Source organism: Pseudomonas leptonychotis, assembly GCF_004920405.1.
Taxonomy (GTDB): Bacteria; Pseudomonadota; Gammaproteobacteria; order Pseudomonadales; family Pseudomonadaceae; genus Aquipseudomonas; species Aquipseudomonas leptonychotis.
Genome location: NZ_RFLV01000003.1, coordinates 233,092 through 247,986, shown reverse-complemented (window position 1 = coordinate 247,986; position 14,895 = coordinate 233,092). Strand labels below are relative to the sequence as shown.

The window sequence follows — 14,895 nt, the reverse complement described above, 5'->3', positions numbered from 1 at the left end:
CTGGGATGGCGTTACCGCGCGAGTGCGTGAATAGGTTTAGGAGAGGGCAGTTTAGTCGCTCAATATGAACATTCATTGACCTGTAACAAACCCAGCCAGCGCTGGCGCACCGTTGGTCTGATCAGTTCACGGTGGTGACGCTGAACTGCACGGCCAGCCCTGCAAGCCGGGTGAACTCGGTAACCAGGGCGATATCAGCAGCGCTTGGCCGGGTTGGCTGCGAGTAATAGATACCGAAGGTACCCAGTACCTGGCCGTTGTCATCCTTGAAAGGTAATGACCAGCAAGCCTGCAGGTCGGCTGCCAGGGCGATGGCTTGGTAATCGTGCCAATACGGGTGCTGGCTGAGGTCTTCGACAATCACCAGCTCACCACTGGCGGCGGCATGTCCGCATGAGCCGACTTCCAACGCCGCCTGCAGCCCGTCGATGGCTTGGCAATAAGCGTCTGGCAGGCTCGGTGCTGCGCCGACATGCAAGCACTGTTGTTCATCAAGCAGCATGATGGAGGCACGCATCTGCGGTTGCAGGCTTTCCAGGCGTTGGCTGATGCCGCTCAGAATGCTGCGCAGCGGATGCAGACCCAGTAGCTCATCGAGCACCGCGTTACGCGCCTTTTGCAGCTGCTGGGCCTGGTGGCGGTCATGCACGTCATGCAGGCTACCGTGCAGGCTGTGTTCGGGTAGGCTCAGGTGCAGGTGCAGTTCAACCCGGCGGGCTTGGCCATTGCGGGTGAGCAGCTGGCACTCCAGGCGCAAGTTGGCCAGCTTACCGCTGCGCAGTTCTTGCAGGCGTTGGCGTAGGCTACTTTGTCCCAGCTCCGGGATAAAACGCTGCAGTGGGCTGCCCAGGCTTTCGTGGATCGGGTAGCCGCTGATCTGGGTCCACGCAGGATTGAGGAAGCTCAATTGATCGTCGACATCGGTGATAAAAATCGCATCACCCAGGTGTTCAACCAGTGAGCGGTAGCGGCTCTCGCTGAGCTGTAATTCACTGTCTATTTTTTTCAGCTCGGTGAGGTCGATGTCGACGCAGTACAGCTCTTGCTGATCAAAGCTGTTACGTAGAATCAGGTGGCTGGAATAGACCCACACCAAGCTGCCGTCCTTGCGTTGGAGCTGTACCTCGGCGGCAGAAATCGGTGGGCCGCCGAGTTGCCACGTATTGATCGCGCTGGCCACCTTGCTGCGTGCAGAGATGGGAACGATCAACTCCTCAAGACGCCGCCCCATCACTTCGTGCATGGCATAGCCGTAGAGCAGGGTGCTGGCCTGGTTCCAGTAAATAACCCGGCGTTCGCGGTCATAGCCCTGCACGGCAATCCGTGGGGTTTGTTCGAACAGTTGGCGAAAGCGCTGCTCGCTTTCGCGCAGGGCACTTTCATCACGTTTCTGCGCGCTGATATTCTGCACCGTACCGAGGGTTCTACCTTGCTCATCGACCTCGCCTCGCAGCATCAGCCAGGTGGCATGCTGTTGCTGGGGCTGCAACAGGCGGGCGCTGACTGTCATGGCCGTGCGCTCCTCTAGCAAGGCTTGCAAAGCGCGTTGGACGCTAGCGCGCTCAGCAGGGTGTAGCCAGCTGAGTAGGTGCTGAACGCTACACTGTTGGCTGTCTTGGTTACGGCCGAGCAGGCTCAGTGCTTCGTCACTCCAGCTGAAACCGTTGCGGTATTCCCAGCTGCCGAGTGCGGCGGTGCGTTGCGTCTGTTGCAGCAGGCGGCTGTTGTGGGTGAGCTCTTCGAGCAATTGGCGCTGCGCTTGGCGGTCACGGTAGCTGACAAAAAAGATCAGCCCGGTGCTGAGCAGAATAAACAGCAGGTCTTGCACCCAATGCAGCTCGGCGGCCAGATCGTGTTCACTGACGAACAAGGTAAGCAGGTGCTCGCTGCCGAAAATCCACAGAGAGCTGAACAGGATATAGACGCCAGCCAGGCGCAGTGGGCCTTGAAGATCGGGTCGCATCCCTTACCGCCAATGGCTAGCCAGTTTGAAGGTGAATGGATTGTTGCCTGACTGCATACAGGCAATGTGGTGAGTCTAGCTCGCTCCTAGTCGGCTGCAGGGTGCACGCTAAAAAATCTGCCCGGCCCACGAGGGTGTGGGCCGGTGGGTTATTAGAAGCCTTCGAGAACGATCTTGCCCTTGGCTGTGCCACTCTCCAGCAAGCTGTGGGCGCGACTCAGATTGGCGGCAGTGATGCTGCCAAAGTGCTCGCCGAGGGTGGTTTTCAGGGTGCCGGCATCGACCAGTTCGGTAACTCGTTGCAGCAGCCGGTGCTGCTCGATCATGTCCGCAGTCTCGAACAGCGAGCGGGTAAACATCAGCTCCCAATGCAGCGACAGGCTCTTGCGTTTGAGTTGCATGATATCCAGCGCCTGCTCGGGGTCGTCGATCAGTGCCAGGCGGCCTTGCGGAGCCAGGGCTTCTACCAGTTGGGCGAAGTGCTGATCGGTCTGGGTCAGGCTGGCGACGTGGGTCACCTGATTGATGCCGATACGCTTGAGTTCTTCGCTCAGGGGTTGACGGTGGTCGATCACATGGTGGGCGCCCAGTTCACGCACCCAAACCTGGGTCTCGGGGCGTGAGGCGGTGCCGATCACGGTCAGCCCGGTGAGCTGACGCGCCAGTTGCACCAGGATCGAACCCACGCCGCCGGCCGCGCCGACAATCAACAGGCTCTGGCCCAGGTCCGCGCTGCCCTGGCTGATCTGCAGACGCTCGAACAGCAGCTCCCAAGCGGTGATTGCGGTCAGCGGCAGGGCGGCCGCTTCGGCGAACGCCAGCGTCTTGGGCATGTGTCCGACGATGCGTTCATCCACCACATGCAGTTCGCTGTTGGCGCCGGCACGGTTGATCGCTCCGGCGTAATACACCCGGTCGCCCGGCTGGAACAGGCTGACCTCGCTGCCCACGGCCTGGACGATGCCGCTGGCGTCCCAGCCGAGCACCTTGGCTGCGCCGTCTTCGGGGGCAACGTTACGGCGGATTTTGGTGTCCACCGGGTTCACTGAAATAGCCTTGACCTCGACCAGCAGGTCGCGGGGGCCAGGTGTGGGGGCCGCAAGTTGCACGTCTTGCAGTGCATCGCGGTGGTCGATTGGCAGGGACTGGTAATAGGCGACGGCTTTCATCTGAATGGTTCCTTAGAGAATACGGTGCATGAGTTGATGATCGACCGGTTCCAGCAAGCTGCCGCAGGTGTCGACGAAGTGCTTAAAGTGCGCGGTTTGCTGGTGCGCACTGAGGGCGGCGGCATCCAGCCATTGCTCAACCATGATGAAGCGGTTGGGCTGGTCCTGATGGCGGTGCAGGTTGTATTGCAGGCAACCGGCTTCTGCCTGGCTGGGTGGCACGAGCTGGCGCAGGCCGGCTTCAAGTGCCTGCGCGTGGCCGGGCAGGGCAGTGATGGTGGCAATGAGGGTGAGTGGGCTCGACATACGTTGGCTCCGGTTGAAGAGATGGCCATGCTCGGTTATTTGATTGACGAGAAAAACAGCCTGCTACTAGAGTCTCTTTCAATATTATTTTGATAATGAATTGCCATGCTGCGTTTTGATGACCTGCAATTGTTTGTTTGCACCGCTGATCTGGGCAGCCTGTCGGCTGCGGCACGCCGCTTGGATATATCCCCAGCGGTGGCCAGTGCCGGGCTCAAACGCCTCGAGCAACAGTTGCAAGCGCGCCTGTTCAACCGCTCTACCCGCAGCTTACGGTTGACGCCTGAAGGCGAGCTGTTTCTCGGCAACGCGCGTTTGGCCCTGCAGAGCCTAGACGAGGGGCGCCAACAGTTGGCCGGCAGCAAGGTCGGTATCAGCGGCCCGCTGCAGTTGTCGGCACCGTCGGACTTCGGTCGCAACATCCTGCTGCCCTGGCTGGACGAATTTCAGCAGGCGCACCCCCAGGTGCAACTGCGCCTGCTGCTGGGCGATCGTGTAGCGGATCTGTTTCGCGAGCCGGTGGATATCGCCCTGCGCTACGGCGCCCCGGAGGATTCCAGTTTGGTCGCTTTGCCGGTGGCCGCCGCGAACCGCCGTGTGCTCTGCGCCGCGCCGCAGTACCTGCAGCGGCATCGCACGCCACAAACGGTGGAGGAGCTGGCGGAGCACAATTGCCTGCTCTATATGCTCGGCGGGCGGTTGCATGACCGTTGGCGCTTTAGCGATGGCAGGCGTGAGCAGAGCATCAGCGTGAAGGGTGATCGGGTCAGTGACGACGCCGATGTGGTGCGGCGCTGGGCGGTGAGTGGGGCTGGAGTGGTGTACAAATCCTGGCTGGATGTGGCCGGCGATGTGCAGGCCGGGCGGCTCAGGGTGCTACTGCCTGAGCTACGCGGTGAGCCGACGCCGCTCAATCTGATCTGCGCGCACCGGGCGCAGCTGAGCAAGCCGGTGTTGCTGTTGCGCGAGTTTGTACAAACGCGATGCGCTGAGTTGTTGGCGCATGCGCCATGGCCGCACTAAGATTGCCGCCAGCACGCTGCGGCAATCAACCACAGTCGAGCCGCGCGAATACCGCGCAGAAGCAATGCTAGAGTCGCGCCCCATGAAATTGACCCGTACTGACCGCCGTCTGCTGGCCTGGATGCTGTATTTCAGCGTGCTGTTCAGCGCGTTCGCCTGCAGTATCGGGCACGGGCAGATGGCGGGTTTGCAGCTCAGTGGGCTCAGCAGCCAGTACTGCTCCTTCGACGGCAACTTCGGTGCGGGTGCGGATCTGGATGGTTCTGGGGTGGTGGCGCCCAACCCGGCTACGGGAAGCGGTTGTAGCCTTACCAGTCTGTTCAGCGCGATCATCCTGGCGGCCTTCTTCGGTTTGCTGGGGCTGCTGGCGGCCAGCCGTGCACCGACTACCTTCTTTGTCTTTCTTCCCCGTCCCGTTCGTTACTTCTGGCCCTCGGCCAACCCTCGCGCCTCTCCGTTGCTCTAGCGAATAACCAGCGGGCTTATGCCCACCGTATGACAGCCGATCTGTGCTCATTTGCACGTGCGGGTGTGGTTTTTGCGAGCTAATTGGAGTTGACCTATGAGCCGACGTGCTCCTGCTTTTTACAACCTGGCCTGGCGCTGGCACTTCTATGCCGGGCTGTTCGTTATCCCGTTTCTGATCCTGCTGTCGCTCACCGGGATCATTTATCTGTTCAAACCGCAGCTCGATCAGCTGATGTACCCCGAGCTGCTGCAGGTGCCGGTGGCGGCGCAGCAGATCAGCGCGGATCAGCAATTGGCGGCGGTGCAGCAGGCGTATCCGCAGGCGTTGATTAAACAGTACATGCCGCCAGTGACCGAGGGCCGCAGCGCGCAGTTTGTTGTCGATAATGCCGGGCAAGCGCTGAACCTGTTTGTCGACCCTTATCGCGGCACGCTGCTCGGCAGCCAGGATGCGCAGAGCAACCTGCAAGCCATCGCCCGCCAGCTGCACGGCGAGCTGATGATTGGCACTGTCGGCGATCGCTTGATCGAGTTGGCCGCGGGCTGGGGCATTGTCTTGGTGGTGTCGGGTCTGTACCTGTGGTGGCCGCGCGGTAGCAGCGGGGCGGGTGTGCTGTGGCCACGACTGAGTGCGCGAGGGCGTTTGCTGTGGCGCGACTTGCATGCCGTGACAGGCTTCTGGGGTTCGCTGTTTTTGCTGTTTATGCTGCTCACCGGTATGACCTGGACCGGCTTTTGGGGCGCGCAGTTTGCCGGTGCCTGGAATCACTTTCCGGCGGCGATGTGGGATGACGTGCCGCAGTCCGGAAAGCTCACCGGCAGTCTGAACAACAGCAGCCAGCAGACCGTGGCTTGGGCGGTGGAAACCACGCCGCTGCCGGCTTCCGACCCGCATGCCGCACACAATGGCCATGCTGCCAATCCTGCGTCCAGCGCTGCGCCGCAGGTCAGCTTGCAGCAGGTGGTCGACAGCGCCGCTGAGCAGGGCGTGCAACCGGGTTACAGCATCACCCTGCCCAAGGGCGAGCGTGGTGTGTACAGCGTGGCGCTGTTCGCCGATGACCCGCGCAACGATGCCACCCTGCATATCGACCAATACAGCGGCGCGGTGCTGGCCGATGTGCGTTGGAAGGATTACGGCCTGGTGGCCAGAGCCGTGGAAACCGGCGTCGTGCTGCACGAAGGCAAGCTGTTCGGCTTGGCCAACCAGCTGTTTATGCTGCTGGTGTGTCTGTTGATTCTGCTCAGCGCGGTCAGCGGTTTGTTGATGTGGTGGATGCGTCGCCCGCAAGGGCGCTTTGGTGTGCCACCGCTGCGCCACGACTTACCTCGCTGGAAAACCGCCATCGTCATCATGTGCCTGCTCGGTGCGGCCTTCCCGCTGGTAGGAGCTTCGCTGCTGCTGATCTGGGCGCTGGACTGGCTGTTGTTGTCGCGGCTTGCCGGGCTGCGTCCGCTGGCCAGCGATTGAGTAAAGGCATGAGCGCAGGCCTGGCTTGCGCTCACTGATTGCTTCACCCTGCTGTGTATGCCATGGACTGTCAGTCCATTACTGGAGGAACACCATGCTGTTGAAAAAGACCCTGCTGATTGCTGCCTTACTGAGCCCGAGCCTGTTTGCCAGCGCCCATGAATACAGCGCGGGTGAGTTGCATATCGAGCATCCTTGGTCGCGGGAAATGCCGCCGGTGGCGCCTACAGCGGCAGCCTATTTTGTGGTGCACAACAAGGGCGCCGAAGCTGATCGGCTGGTGAGCGTGGCGACGCCGGTGGCCGGCAAGGCCGAGATGCATGAACACCTTCATGCCGATGGCTTGATGAAAATGCAGCAGGTGCAAAGCGTGGCAATTCCCGCCGGCGGCGAAGTGAAATTCGAGCCGATGGGTTATCACGTGATGCTGTTCAACCTGAAGCAGCAGGCCAAAGACGGCGAGCGCTTTCCGCTGACCCTGACCTTCGAAAAGGCCGGTGCGGTTGAGGTGGAGATCACCGTGCAGAAGGATGCGCCGGCGCAAGAAGCCGCGCACCACTGATCGTGTTGAGTGCTTTGGCCGCGCTAAATCCAGTCGCGGCTAAAGCCCCTCCCACGGGATAACTGCAGTGGGAGGCGCTTCAGCTCGTAGGGTGGATGACGCTTTATTCATCCACCAATTCGCGATGGTGGATAAGAAAAGCGTTATCCACCCTACTCAGGTCTCGTAGACCCTGGACTTAATCCAGGTTACGCGTTGGCTGACGGATATTTCTTGAGGGAACGCGGAGTCGCGCTGCATTCAGTCGCGGCTAAAGCCCCTCCCACGGGATAACTGCAGTGGGAGGCGCTTCAGCGGCGATGGTCAGGCTCAGACCAGTCGCGCATCCAGGCTGTTCTGCGCCAGGCGCTTAGCCTGCTCCTGGGTCATGCCCAGGCTCTCGTGCAGCGCGGCGAAGTTTTCGGTGACGTAGCCGCCAAAGTAGGCCGGGTCGTCCGAGTTCACCGTCACCTTCACGCCGCGTTCAAGCATCTGCAGGATGTTGTGCTGGCGCATGTCGTCGAATACGCAGAGTTTGGTATTCGACAGCGGGCAGACGGTCAGCGGGATCTGCTCGTCGATGATGCGCTGCATCAGACGCTCATCTTCGATGGCGCGCACGCCGTGGTCGATGCGCTGGATTTTCAGCAGATCTAGGGCTTCCCAGATGTACTCGGGCGGACCTTCCTCGCCGGCGTGGGCCACGGTCAGATAACCTTCGCTGCGCGCCTTGTCGAACACCCGTTGAAACTTGCTCGGCGGATGCCCCATTTCCGAACTGTCCAGACCCACGGCGATAAACGCATCGCGGAACGGCACGGCCTGCTCCAAGGTTTTGAATGCTTCTTCTTCGGGCAGATGGCGCAGAAAGCTCAAAATCAAACCGTGGCTGATGCCGAGTTTTTTCTCGCCATCCACCAGCGCCTGTTTGATCCCGCGCAGTACCACCTCGAAGGGAATGCCACGGTCGGTGTGGGTCTGCGGATCGAAGAACGGTTCGGTGTGGATAACGTTCTGCTGTTTGCACTTGAGCAGGTAGGCCCAGGTCAGGTCATAGAAGTCCTGCTCGCTGCGCAGCACATTGGCGCCAGCGTAGTAGAGGTCGAGAAACTCCTGCAGATTGTTGAAGGCGTAGGCACTGCGCAGCGCTTCGACGTCGTTCCAGGGTAGGGCGATTTTGTTGCGTTCGGCCAAGGCAAACAGCAGCTCGGGCTCGAGTGAGCCTTCCAAGTGCAGGTGCAGTTCGGCTTTGGGCAGGGCGTTGAGCCAGTCGTACATGGTCAGATCTCGTTATCAGGCGTAATCGCGGACAAGTTTAACCGCTTGGTCAGATTTCGCCGAATCGGCCTATGTAGGGTGGACATCGCTTTTTATGTCCACCAAGCGGATTGCGTGGTGTTGCAGGAGGTGGATGAAAAAAGCGTCATCCACCCTACAGGCTGGGTTGTGGGATTGTGGGAGGGGCTTTAGCCGCGATAGGTCAACAGCTCGCGGCTACGACTGCATGGATGCAGGAGGTAGAGCGAAGCAGGATGCCAGAGCCGAAAGCCCCTCCCACGGCATCAAACTACCTGCTCTTCGCGCCGATAGGCATAGGTGTCGGCAAAGCGCGACAACAGGTATTCGGCGCTGGTTACGGACGGGTATTTCGGCGGGTTGGCGGCGTCCGAGCAGTTCGGCAGGCAGCTGATTTCGGTGTCCGGGTGTGGCTCGGCGAAGAACGGCATGGAGTAGCGATCAACCCCCAGCGGACTGACGACCCGGTGCGGCGTCGAGGTGTAGCGGTCGTTGCTCCAGCGCGCGAGCATGTCGCCGATATTGACCACAAAGCTACCGGTAATCGGTGGCGCATCGATCCACTGGCCATCGCGGCTGCGTACCTGTAAGCCGCCGGCGTCGTCCTGATAGAGCAGGGTGATGCAGCCGTAATCGGTGTGCGCACCGGCGCCTTCTTGTTCGGGGCTGCTGGCAGTGTGGCGTGGCGGGTAGTGGATCATGCGCAGCACGCTGATCGGCTCATGAAAACGCGTGTCGAAGAAGTCGCGCTCGATATCCAAGGCCAAGGTCATGGCGCGCAGCAGGGTGTTGGCCAGCGCCTGCATGTCGTTGTAGTGCTGCTCCATCAGCTCAGTCCAGCCTGGCATGTCCGGGTGACGGTTGGAGCCACGCAGCGGCTTACCGGCCAGCACTTCCGGGTGATCGGCGGGCATGTGAAAGCCCATGTCGAAGGTTTCTTTTAGATCACTCGGTTTGCTTGGGTCCAACTGCTCGGTGGCAATCGCCCCGTAGCCGCGATGGTGGGCAGTCTGGGTGATGTCGATCTTGAGCTTTTCCGCGGACGGCTGGGCGAAGAAGGTTCTGGCGGCCGCCAGCAGCTCGGCAATGCGCGTCGGGCTGATCGGGTGCCCGGTGATGTAGAAGAAACCCCACTCTCGGCAGGCACGGTCGATTTGCTCGGCCACGGCGGGCCAGGCAGATTCGTCGGTGCTGTAGAGAGGGGCGATATCGATAATTGGCAGACTGTTCATAAAGGCTCCGGGTGGGGCGGTGCTGCGAGTCTTCTCGTACCCAGGGCAGCGAAAAAGGACGATGCCCAGTTAAGGCATCGTCCTTCTGATGCGGTTCTGCCTGAGGGCAGGGACGGCATCGGTGATTGCTGAAAACTATCGCCGCTAAAGCGCCTCCCACACTGTGGGAGCGGCTTCAGCCGCGATTCTTTGTTTACTTCGGCAGTTCAGCCTTTACGTTTTCCACGTAGTAGTTCATCGAAGCCAGCTCGGCGTTAGTTGCCGCGACACCGGCCGGGATTTTCTCTACGCCGCTCTGGTCCTTGATCGGGCCGGTGAACGGGTGGAAGGCGCCGCTCTTGATGTCGGCGATAATCTGCTCGGCTTCGGCCTTCACATCAGTCGGCACCAAGTCGCTGATCGGCAACTTGATGGTGTCTTCAGCCAGGCCGCCCCAGAAGTCCTGGGATTTCCAGTTGCCGTCGATCACCGCCTGGGTGGATTTGACGTAGTGCGGGCCCCAGTCGTTGACGATCGAGGTGAGCACGGCTTTCGGCCCGAAATGCGCCATGTCCGAGGCGTAGCCCACGGAGTAGACGCCACGACGCTCGGCGGTCTGGATCGGTGCGGGGCTGTCGGTGTGCTGGAACACCACGTCCACGCCCTGGTCGATCAGTGCGTTGGCCGCATCGGATTCCTTGCCTGGATCGAACCAGGAGTTAACCCACACCACTTTGATTTCGGTGCCTGGGTTGTACTTGTCCAGGGCCAGCTGAATCGCGTTGATGTCGCGGATCACTTCCGGGATAGGGAAGGAGGCGACGTAACCGATCTTCTTGGTTTTGGTCATTTTCGCCGCGAGGAAACCGCCGACATAACGGCCTTCATAGGAGCGCGACAGGTAGGTGCCGAGGTTCTTGTCCTGCTTGTAACCGGTGGCGTGCTCGAAGGTGACTTTGGGGAACTGCTTAGCCACTTTCAGCGTTGGGTTCATGTAGCCGAAGGAGGTGGTGAAGATCAGATCAAAGCCGCCCTTGGCCATGTTGCGGATCACGCGTTCGGCGTCTGCGCCTTCTGGCACGTTCTCCACATAGCTGGTTTCGACTTTATCGCCGAGTTCCTTGATCAGCTCCTGGCGGCCTTGCTCGTGCTGGTAGGTCCAGCCGTGGTCGCCAATCGGGCCAATATAGACGAAACCAACCTTCAACGGATCGGCGGCGGACGCGCCCAAGGTGGCGCTGAAACCAAGGGCGGCGACGAGGGCGCGCAGCAGGGGGTTTTTGCTCTTGTTCTGCATGGTCGATGGAACTCCGATGTGTATGGGTGCGTTGTGGTTAAACAGCTAGCGGAGGGATTGCAAAAAGCTGACCAACTGGACAATTAGCGCGTTAAGCCGCGCTAAATCACGGATACCTGCTTTGGCGAGGTTGGCTGGTGGTGTTGTGCTGGTGCATTGGGTGAAAGCCGTGCTGCGAGATGGTGCGTGCTTTTATGATGTTTGTTCGCGGCTAAAGCCCCTCCCACGGTGTGCACATTAGTCTGTGGGAGGGACTTTCGGCTCCGGCATCCTGCTTCGCTCTACCTACTGCATCCATGTAGTCATAGCCGCGAACTAGGCAAAACATTCAGTGCCCTGGCTGCCAAGGCTTGCCCAGCGATACCGGGGCAAACAGCCGGGTTTTGATCGCATCCCGCGAGAGCAGTACCAGCACCAGAATCGTCGCCACATACGGCAGCATCGCCAGCAGGTTGGAGGGGATCGACAGGCCGATACCCTGGGCAACCAAATGAATGATGCTGGCCAAGCCGAACAGGTAAGCACCGAGCAGTACGCGCAGTACCCGCCAGCTGGCGAATACCACCAAGGCCAGGGCGATCCAGCCGCGGCCGGCGGTCATGTTTTCCGCCCACATCGGCGTATAAGCCAGCGACAGGTAGCCGCCCGCCAGTCCGGCCATGGCGCCACCGAACAGCACTGCTAGTGTGCGTACGCGCAGCACCGGCAGGCCCATGGCGCTGGCGGCGTCGGGGTTTTCGCCGACTGCCTGGATGATCAAGCCGATACGGCTTTTCAGCAGCACCCAAGCCACCAGGCCGAACAGGGCGAAGGACAAGTACACCAGCACGTCCTGGTCGAACAACATGCGCCCGATTAGCGGGATTTCACTGAGCAGCGGAATGGCAATGGGTTCGAAGCCAGTCAGCGGTTTGCCGACCCAAGCTGCGCCAACAAAGGTCGACAGGCCGACGCCAAAAATAGTCAGCGCCAGCCCGGTGGCTACTTGGTTGGCGTTAAAACCCAGGGCGACGGCAGCGAACAGCATCGACAGCAGCATGCCGGCGGCCATGGCCAGCAGCACGCCGAGCCACAGGTTGCCGGTGCTCAGGGCGACGATAAAGCCGATCACCGCGCCGAACAGCATCATGCCTTCCTGGCCGAGGTTGAGTACGCCGCTCTTCTCGCAGATCAGTTCGCCCAATGCCACCAGCAGCAACGGCGTACCGGTGCGCACCATGGCGTAGAAAATATTGCTGAGTAGATCGAGATCCATGTTTGAAACCTCAAGCTGCGCGCCAAGTGCGGCAGGTAAAAATGATGTCGGTTATCTGACTTGTGGGAGGGGCTTTAGCCGCGACGCTGTATCGCTGTAAAAGCAGTCGCGGCTAAAGCCCCTCCCACGGATTAGTGTTTGGCCTTAAACAGCCACTTGCTTGAGTGCTGTGCGCTGCAACCACTTCAGCTTCAACCGTGGCCGGTAAAGAATCAGCACATCGCAGGCGAGCAGGAAGAACAGCATCATTCCCTGGAACAGTTGGGTGATGGCCTGCGGCAAGTTCATGGTCATCTGCGCGTTCTCGCCGCCCAGGTACAGCAGCGCCATCAGCAGGCTGGCGAACAGAATCCCGAGCGGATTTAGACGACCGAGAAAGGCCACGGTAATGGCCGCGTAGCCATAGCCGGGCGACACCTGTGGCACCAGTTGGCCAATCGGCCCAGCCACTTCGCCAACCCCGGCCAAGCCTGCCAGCCCGCCACTGACCAGCAGGGCGAACCACACCAGGCGTTTCTCGCGAAAGCCGACAAAGCCGGCGGCGCGGCGGTCGAGGCCGAGCACTTTTATCTGGAAGCCAAGAAAGCTCTTTTGCAGCAGCACCCATACGGCTACCAAGGCCAGCAGGGCGAAGTACAGACCGCCATGCAGGCGACCATCTTCACTCACCAACGGCAGACGGCTGGCGTCGCCGAACATTGCTGATTCTGGGAAGTTGAAGCCGGCGGGGTCTTTCAACGGGCCGTGCACGAAGTACAGCAGCAGGTTCAGGGCGATGTAGTTGAGCATGATGCTGGTGAGGATTTCGTTGGCATTGAACTGGGTGCGCAGCCAGGCCGTCAGGCCGCCCCAGGCCGCGCCGGCAGCGATGCCCGCCAGGATGACCCAGACCAGCGCCCAGCGACTGTCCCATTCGATAATCTGAATCGCCATGGCGCTGCCGGCCAGCGCGCCGAGCAGCAACTGGCCTTCTGCGCCGATATTCCAGATGCGTGCCTGATACGCCACCGCCAAGCCAAGGGCGCACAGCAGAATCGGCAGCGCTTTGACCAGCAGTTCGGACACGCCGTACCAGTCGGCTAGCGGCGCGATCAGCAAGGTGTGCAGGGTTTCCAGCGGGTCATGGCCGAGCAAGGTGAACAACAGTGCGCCGCTGATCAGGGTGAGTGCGGCGGCGAGCAACGGTGACAACCAGAGCATGGCGCGCGATTGCTGGCCGCGCGGTTCGAGGGATAACAGCATGTGACGCTCCGTCAGCTCAGGCCGGCAGCGGTCGCTGCGGCGGGGCGGGTAATAGGGGATGCAGGGGCGAACTCGCCAGCCATCCAACGGCCGACTTCGACCGGAGAGGTTTGTGCGGTTTCAGCCAAGGCGGAGAGCTTGCCGCTGCACAGCGCGCCAATGCGATCGCTGATCTGGAACAGTTCGTCGAGGTCTTCGGAGATCACCAGAATCGCTGCGCCGCCATCGCGCAGGGCAATCAGCGCGCGGTGAATCGCCGCCGCCGCGCCCACGTCCACGCCCCAGGTTGGATGCGCGGCCACCAGCAGTTTCGGGTTTTGCAGAATTTCGCGGCCGAGGATGAATTTCTGCAAATTGCCGCCGGACAAGCTGCGCGCTGGCGCATCGGAATCCGGGGTTTTCACCGCAAAACGCTGGATGATCTCGTCCGCCAGGGCGCGCACCTTGCTGCGCTGGATCAGCCCCTTACTCAGCAACCCTTGCTGAAATGCGGTGAGCAGGGCGTTATCGGCCAGACTCATGTCCGGCACGGCGCCGTGGCCCAAACGCTCGGCCGGAACAAAGGCCAGGCCGAGTTTGCGCCGGGCATCCGGGTGGAGGTGGGCGATGGGTTTTTGATCGAGGCTGATACGCGCATGCTCGTTGCGCGGCAGAAGGGTTTCGCCGCTGAGCAGGGCGAGTAACTCATCCTGACCATTACCGGCGACGCCGGCGATACCGACGATTTCGCCGCTGCGCACTTCCAAACGCAGGTTGTGCAGGTCGCTGCCGAACGGGTCAATGTTGTCCCAGCTGAGATCATCCACACGCAGGCGTGTAAGGCCGCCGGCGGCTTTTGGGTAGCTGCTCTCCAGTCCCTCGGCGTCGCCGACCATCAGCCGCGCCAATTGCAGATCCGAGCACTCACTCGGCACGCAATGGCCGGACACTTTGCCGCCACGCAGCACCGTGGCGCTCTGACACAGCGCGCGTACTTCACCGAGCTTGTGGCTGATAAACAGGATGCTGCAGCCCTCGTCGGCCAGGCGGCGCAAGGTGACGAACAACTCGTCGGCCTCCTGCGGGGTGAGTACCGAGGTCGGCTCATCGAGGATCAGCAGTTTGATGTCCTGCATCAGGCAGCGGACGATCTCCACTCGCTGGCGCTCGCCGATGGACAGGCTGTGTACCAGTCGACCCGGCTCCAAGGCCATGCCGTAACGCTGCGACACCTCACGAATTTTCGGCTCCAGCTGCTTGGGTGTGCCCGCGCTGGCACCCATGGCCAGAGCGATGTTCTCGGCCACGGTGAGGGTTTCAAACAGCGAGAAATGCTGGAATACCATGCCCACGCCGAGGCTGCGTGCCATGGCAGGGTCGCGCATCTTCAAGGCTTCGCCCTGCCAGCGGATTTCGCCGCTGTCGGGTTGGGTGACGCCGTAAATGATCTTCATCAAGGTGCTTTTACCCGCACCGTTTTCGCCCAGCAGTGCATGGATTTCGCCAGCGGCGATGCTCAGGTCGATACGGTCGTTGGCCAGGCAGCCGGGGTAGCGCTTGCTGATACCGCTCAGCTGCAAACGCGGAGTAGAGGGGGAACTGGACATGGGCAGTGGCTCAGAAATGACAACTGCCGTGGTTAAAGCAAAAAGCTGGCCAGTGAGTCAGAAATGC

Annotated in this window: 13 protein-coding genes; 4 read left to right on the top strand and 9 right to left on the bottom strand. The window is 60.9% G+C overall.

Going from position 1 to position 14,895, the window contains the following annotated elements; genetic code table 11:
• Window positions 1–121: 121 nt before the first annotated feature.
• From D8779_RS15445 to D8779_RS15435, 3 genes are all read right to left on the bottom strand, one after another.
• Entirely contained in the window at window positions 122–1,963 is a 1,842-nt protein-coding gene (locus D8779_RS15445) for a PAS domain S-box protein (RefSeq protein ID WP_136665380.1), read from the bottom strand.
• Between the two features lie 152 nt (window positions 1,964–2,115).
• Window positions 2,116–3,132: a zinc-binding alcohol dehydrogenase family protein gene (locus D8779_RS15440; protein WP_136665379.1), complete on the bottom strand. Its 1,017-nt coding sequence runs from the start codon at window positions 3,130–3,132 to the stop codon at window positions 2,116–2,118.
• Window positions 3,133–3,144: 12 nt separating this feature from the next.
• Window positions 3,145–3,438 carry a putative quinol monooxygenase gene (locus D8779_RS15435; RefSeq protein ID WP_136665378.1) on the bottom strand — a complete coding sequence of 98 codons (294 nt, stop codon included), beginning with the start codon at window positions 3,436–3,438 and terminating at the stop codon, window positions 3,145–3,147.
• Window positions 3,439–3,543: 105 nt separating this feature from the next.
• On the opposite strand from D8779_RS15435, the gene D8779_RS15430 reads away from it, so the two are divergent.
• From D8779_RS15430 to D8779_RS15415, 4 genes are all read left to right on the top strand, one after another.
• Window positions 3,544–4,461, top strand: coding sequence for a LysR family transcriptional regulator (locus D8779_RS15430; protein WP_136665377.1), 918 nt, complete (start codon window positions 3,544–3,546; stop codon window positions 4,459–4,461).
• Window positions 4,462–4,543: 82 nt separating this feature from the next.
• A complete protein-coding gene (locus D8779_RS15425) occupies window positions 4,544–4,927 on the top strand; it encodes a DUF2946 domain-containing protein (protein ID WP_136665376.1) in 384 nt (127 codons plus the stop codon).
• A gap of 96 nt (window positions 4,928–5,023) precedes the next feature.
• Complete coding sequence (locus D8779_RS15420) at window positions 5,024–6,400, top strand: PepSY-associated TM helix domain-containing protein (RefSeq protein WP_136665375.1); 1,377 nt, start codon at window positions 5,024–5,026, stop codon at window positions 6,398–6,400.
• 94 nt (window positions 6,401–6,494) lie between these two features.
• Window positions 6,495–6,962, top strand: coding sequence for a copper chaperone PCu(A)C (locus D8779_RS15415; RefSeq protein ID WP_136665374.1), 468 nt, complete (start codon window positions 6,495–6,497; stop codon window positions 6,960–6,962).
• Window positions 6,963–7,271: 309 nt separating this feature from the next.
• On the opposite strand, the gene D8779_RS15410 is transcribed toward D8779_RS15415, so the two are convergent.
• The 6 genes from D8779_RS15410 to D8779_RS15385 all read right to left on the bottom strand — a co-directional run bounded on the left by D8779_RS15410 (window position 7,272) and on the right by D8779_RS15385 (window position 14,828).
• Window positions 7,272–8,219: an adenosine deaminase gene (locus tag D8779_RS15410; RefSeq protein ID WP_136665373.1), complete on the bottom strand. Its 948-nt coding sequence runs from the start codon at window positions 8,217–8,219 to the stop codon at window positions 7,272–7,274.
• 284 nt (window positions 8,220–8,503) lie between these two features.
• Window positions 8,504–9,469, bottom strand: a complete 966-nt coding sequence (locus tag D8779_RS15405; protein WP_136665372.1) for a 2-oxoglutarate and iron-dependent oxygenase domain-containing protein — start codon at window positions 9,467–9,469, stop codon at window positions 8,504–8,506.
• A 193-nt stretch (window positions 9,470–9,662) separates the two neighbouring features.
• Complete coding sequence (locus tag D8779_RS15400; RefSeq protein ID WP_136665371.1) at window positions 9,663–10,745, bottom strand: BMP family ABC transporter substrate-binding protein; 1,083 nt, start codon at window positions 10,743–10,745, stop codon at window positions 9,663–9,665.
• Window positions 10,746–11,073: 328 nt separating this feature from the next.
• On the bottom strand, window positions 11,074–12,000 hold the full coding sequence (locus tag D8779_RS15395) for an ABC transporter permease (protein WP_136665370.1): 927 nt from the start codon (window positions 11,998–12,000) through the stop codon (window positions 11,074–11,076).
• A gap of 144 nt (window positions 12,001–12,144) precedes the next feature.
• Window positions 12,145–13,242: an ABC transporter permease gene (locus D8779_RS15390; protein WP_136665369.1), complete on the bottom strand. Its 1,098-nt coding sequence runs from the start codon at window positions 13,240–13,242 to the stop codon at window positions 12,145–12,147.
• An 11-nt stretch (window positions 13,243–13,253) separates the two neighbouring features.
• Window positions 13,254–14,828 carry an ABC transporter ATP-binding protein gene (locus D8779_RS15385; protein ID WP_136665368.1) on the bottom strand — a complete coding sequence of 525 codons (1,575 nt, stop codon included), beginning with the start codon at window positions 14,826–14,828 and terminating at the stop codon, window positions 13,254–13,256.
• Window positions 14,829–14,895: the final 67 nt, after the last annotated feature.

What these genes read in the sequence shown, in the direction of transcription:
- D8779_RS15445 (WP_136665380.1), bottom strand. Translation starts at nt 1,963, where the DNA reads ATGCGACCCGATCTTCAAGGCCCACTGCGCCTGGCTGGCGTCTATATC.
- D8779_RS15440 (WP_136665379.1), bottom strand. Translation starts at nt 3,132, where the DNA reads ATGAAAGCCGTCGCCTATTACCAGTCCCTGCCAATCGACCACCGCGAT.
- D8779_RS15435 (WP_136665378.1), bottom strand. Translation starts at nt 3,438, where the DNA reads ATGTCGAGCCCACTCACCCTCATTGCCACCATCACTGCCCTGCCCGGC.
- D8779_RS15430 (WP_136665377.1), top strand. Translation starts at nt 3,544, where the DNA reads ATGCTGCGTTTTGATGACCTGCAATTGTTTGTTTGCACCGCTGATCTG.
- D8779_RS15425 (WP_136665376.1), top strand. Translation starts at nt 4,544, where the DNA reads ATGAAATTGACCCGTACTGACCGCCGTCTGCTGGCCTGGATGCTGTAT.
- D8779_RS15420 (WP_136665375.1), top strand. Translation starts at nt 5,024, where the DNA reads ATGAGCCGACGTGCTCCTGCTTTTTACAACCTGGCCTGGCGCTGGCAC.
- D8779_RS15415 (WP_136665374.1), top strand. Translation starts at nt 6,495, where the DNA reads ATGCTGTTGAAAAAGACCCTGCTGATTGCTGCCTTACTGAGCCCGAGC.
- D8779_RS15410 (WP_136665373.1), bottom strand. Translation starts at nt 8,219, where the DNA reads ATGTACGACTGGCTCAACGCCCTGCCCAAAGCCGAACTGCACCTGCAC.
- D8779_RS15405 (WP_136665372.1), bottom strand. Translation starts at nt 9,469, where the DNA reads ATGAACAGTCTGCCAATTATCGATATCGCCCCTCTCTACAGCACCGAC.
- D8779_RS15400 (WP_136665371.1), bottom strand. Translation starts at nt 10,745, where the DNA reads ATGCAGAACAAGAGCAAAAACCCCCTGCTGCGCGCCCTCGTCGCCGCC.
- D8779_RS15395 (WP_136665370.1), bottom strand. Translation starts at nt 12,000, where the DNA reads ATGGATCTCGATCTACTCAGCAATATTTTCTACGCCATGGTGCGCACC.
- D8779_RS15390 (WP_136665369.1), bottom strand. Translation starts at nt 13,242, where the DNA reads ATGCTGTTATCCCTCGAACCGCGCGGCCAGCAATCGCGCGCCATGCTC.
- D8779_RS15385 (WP_136665368.1), bottom strand. Translation starts at nt 14,828, where the DNA reads ATGTCCAGTTCCCCCTCTACTCCGCGTTTGCAGCTGAGCGGTATCAGC.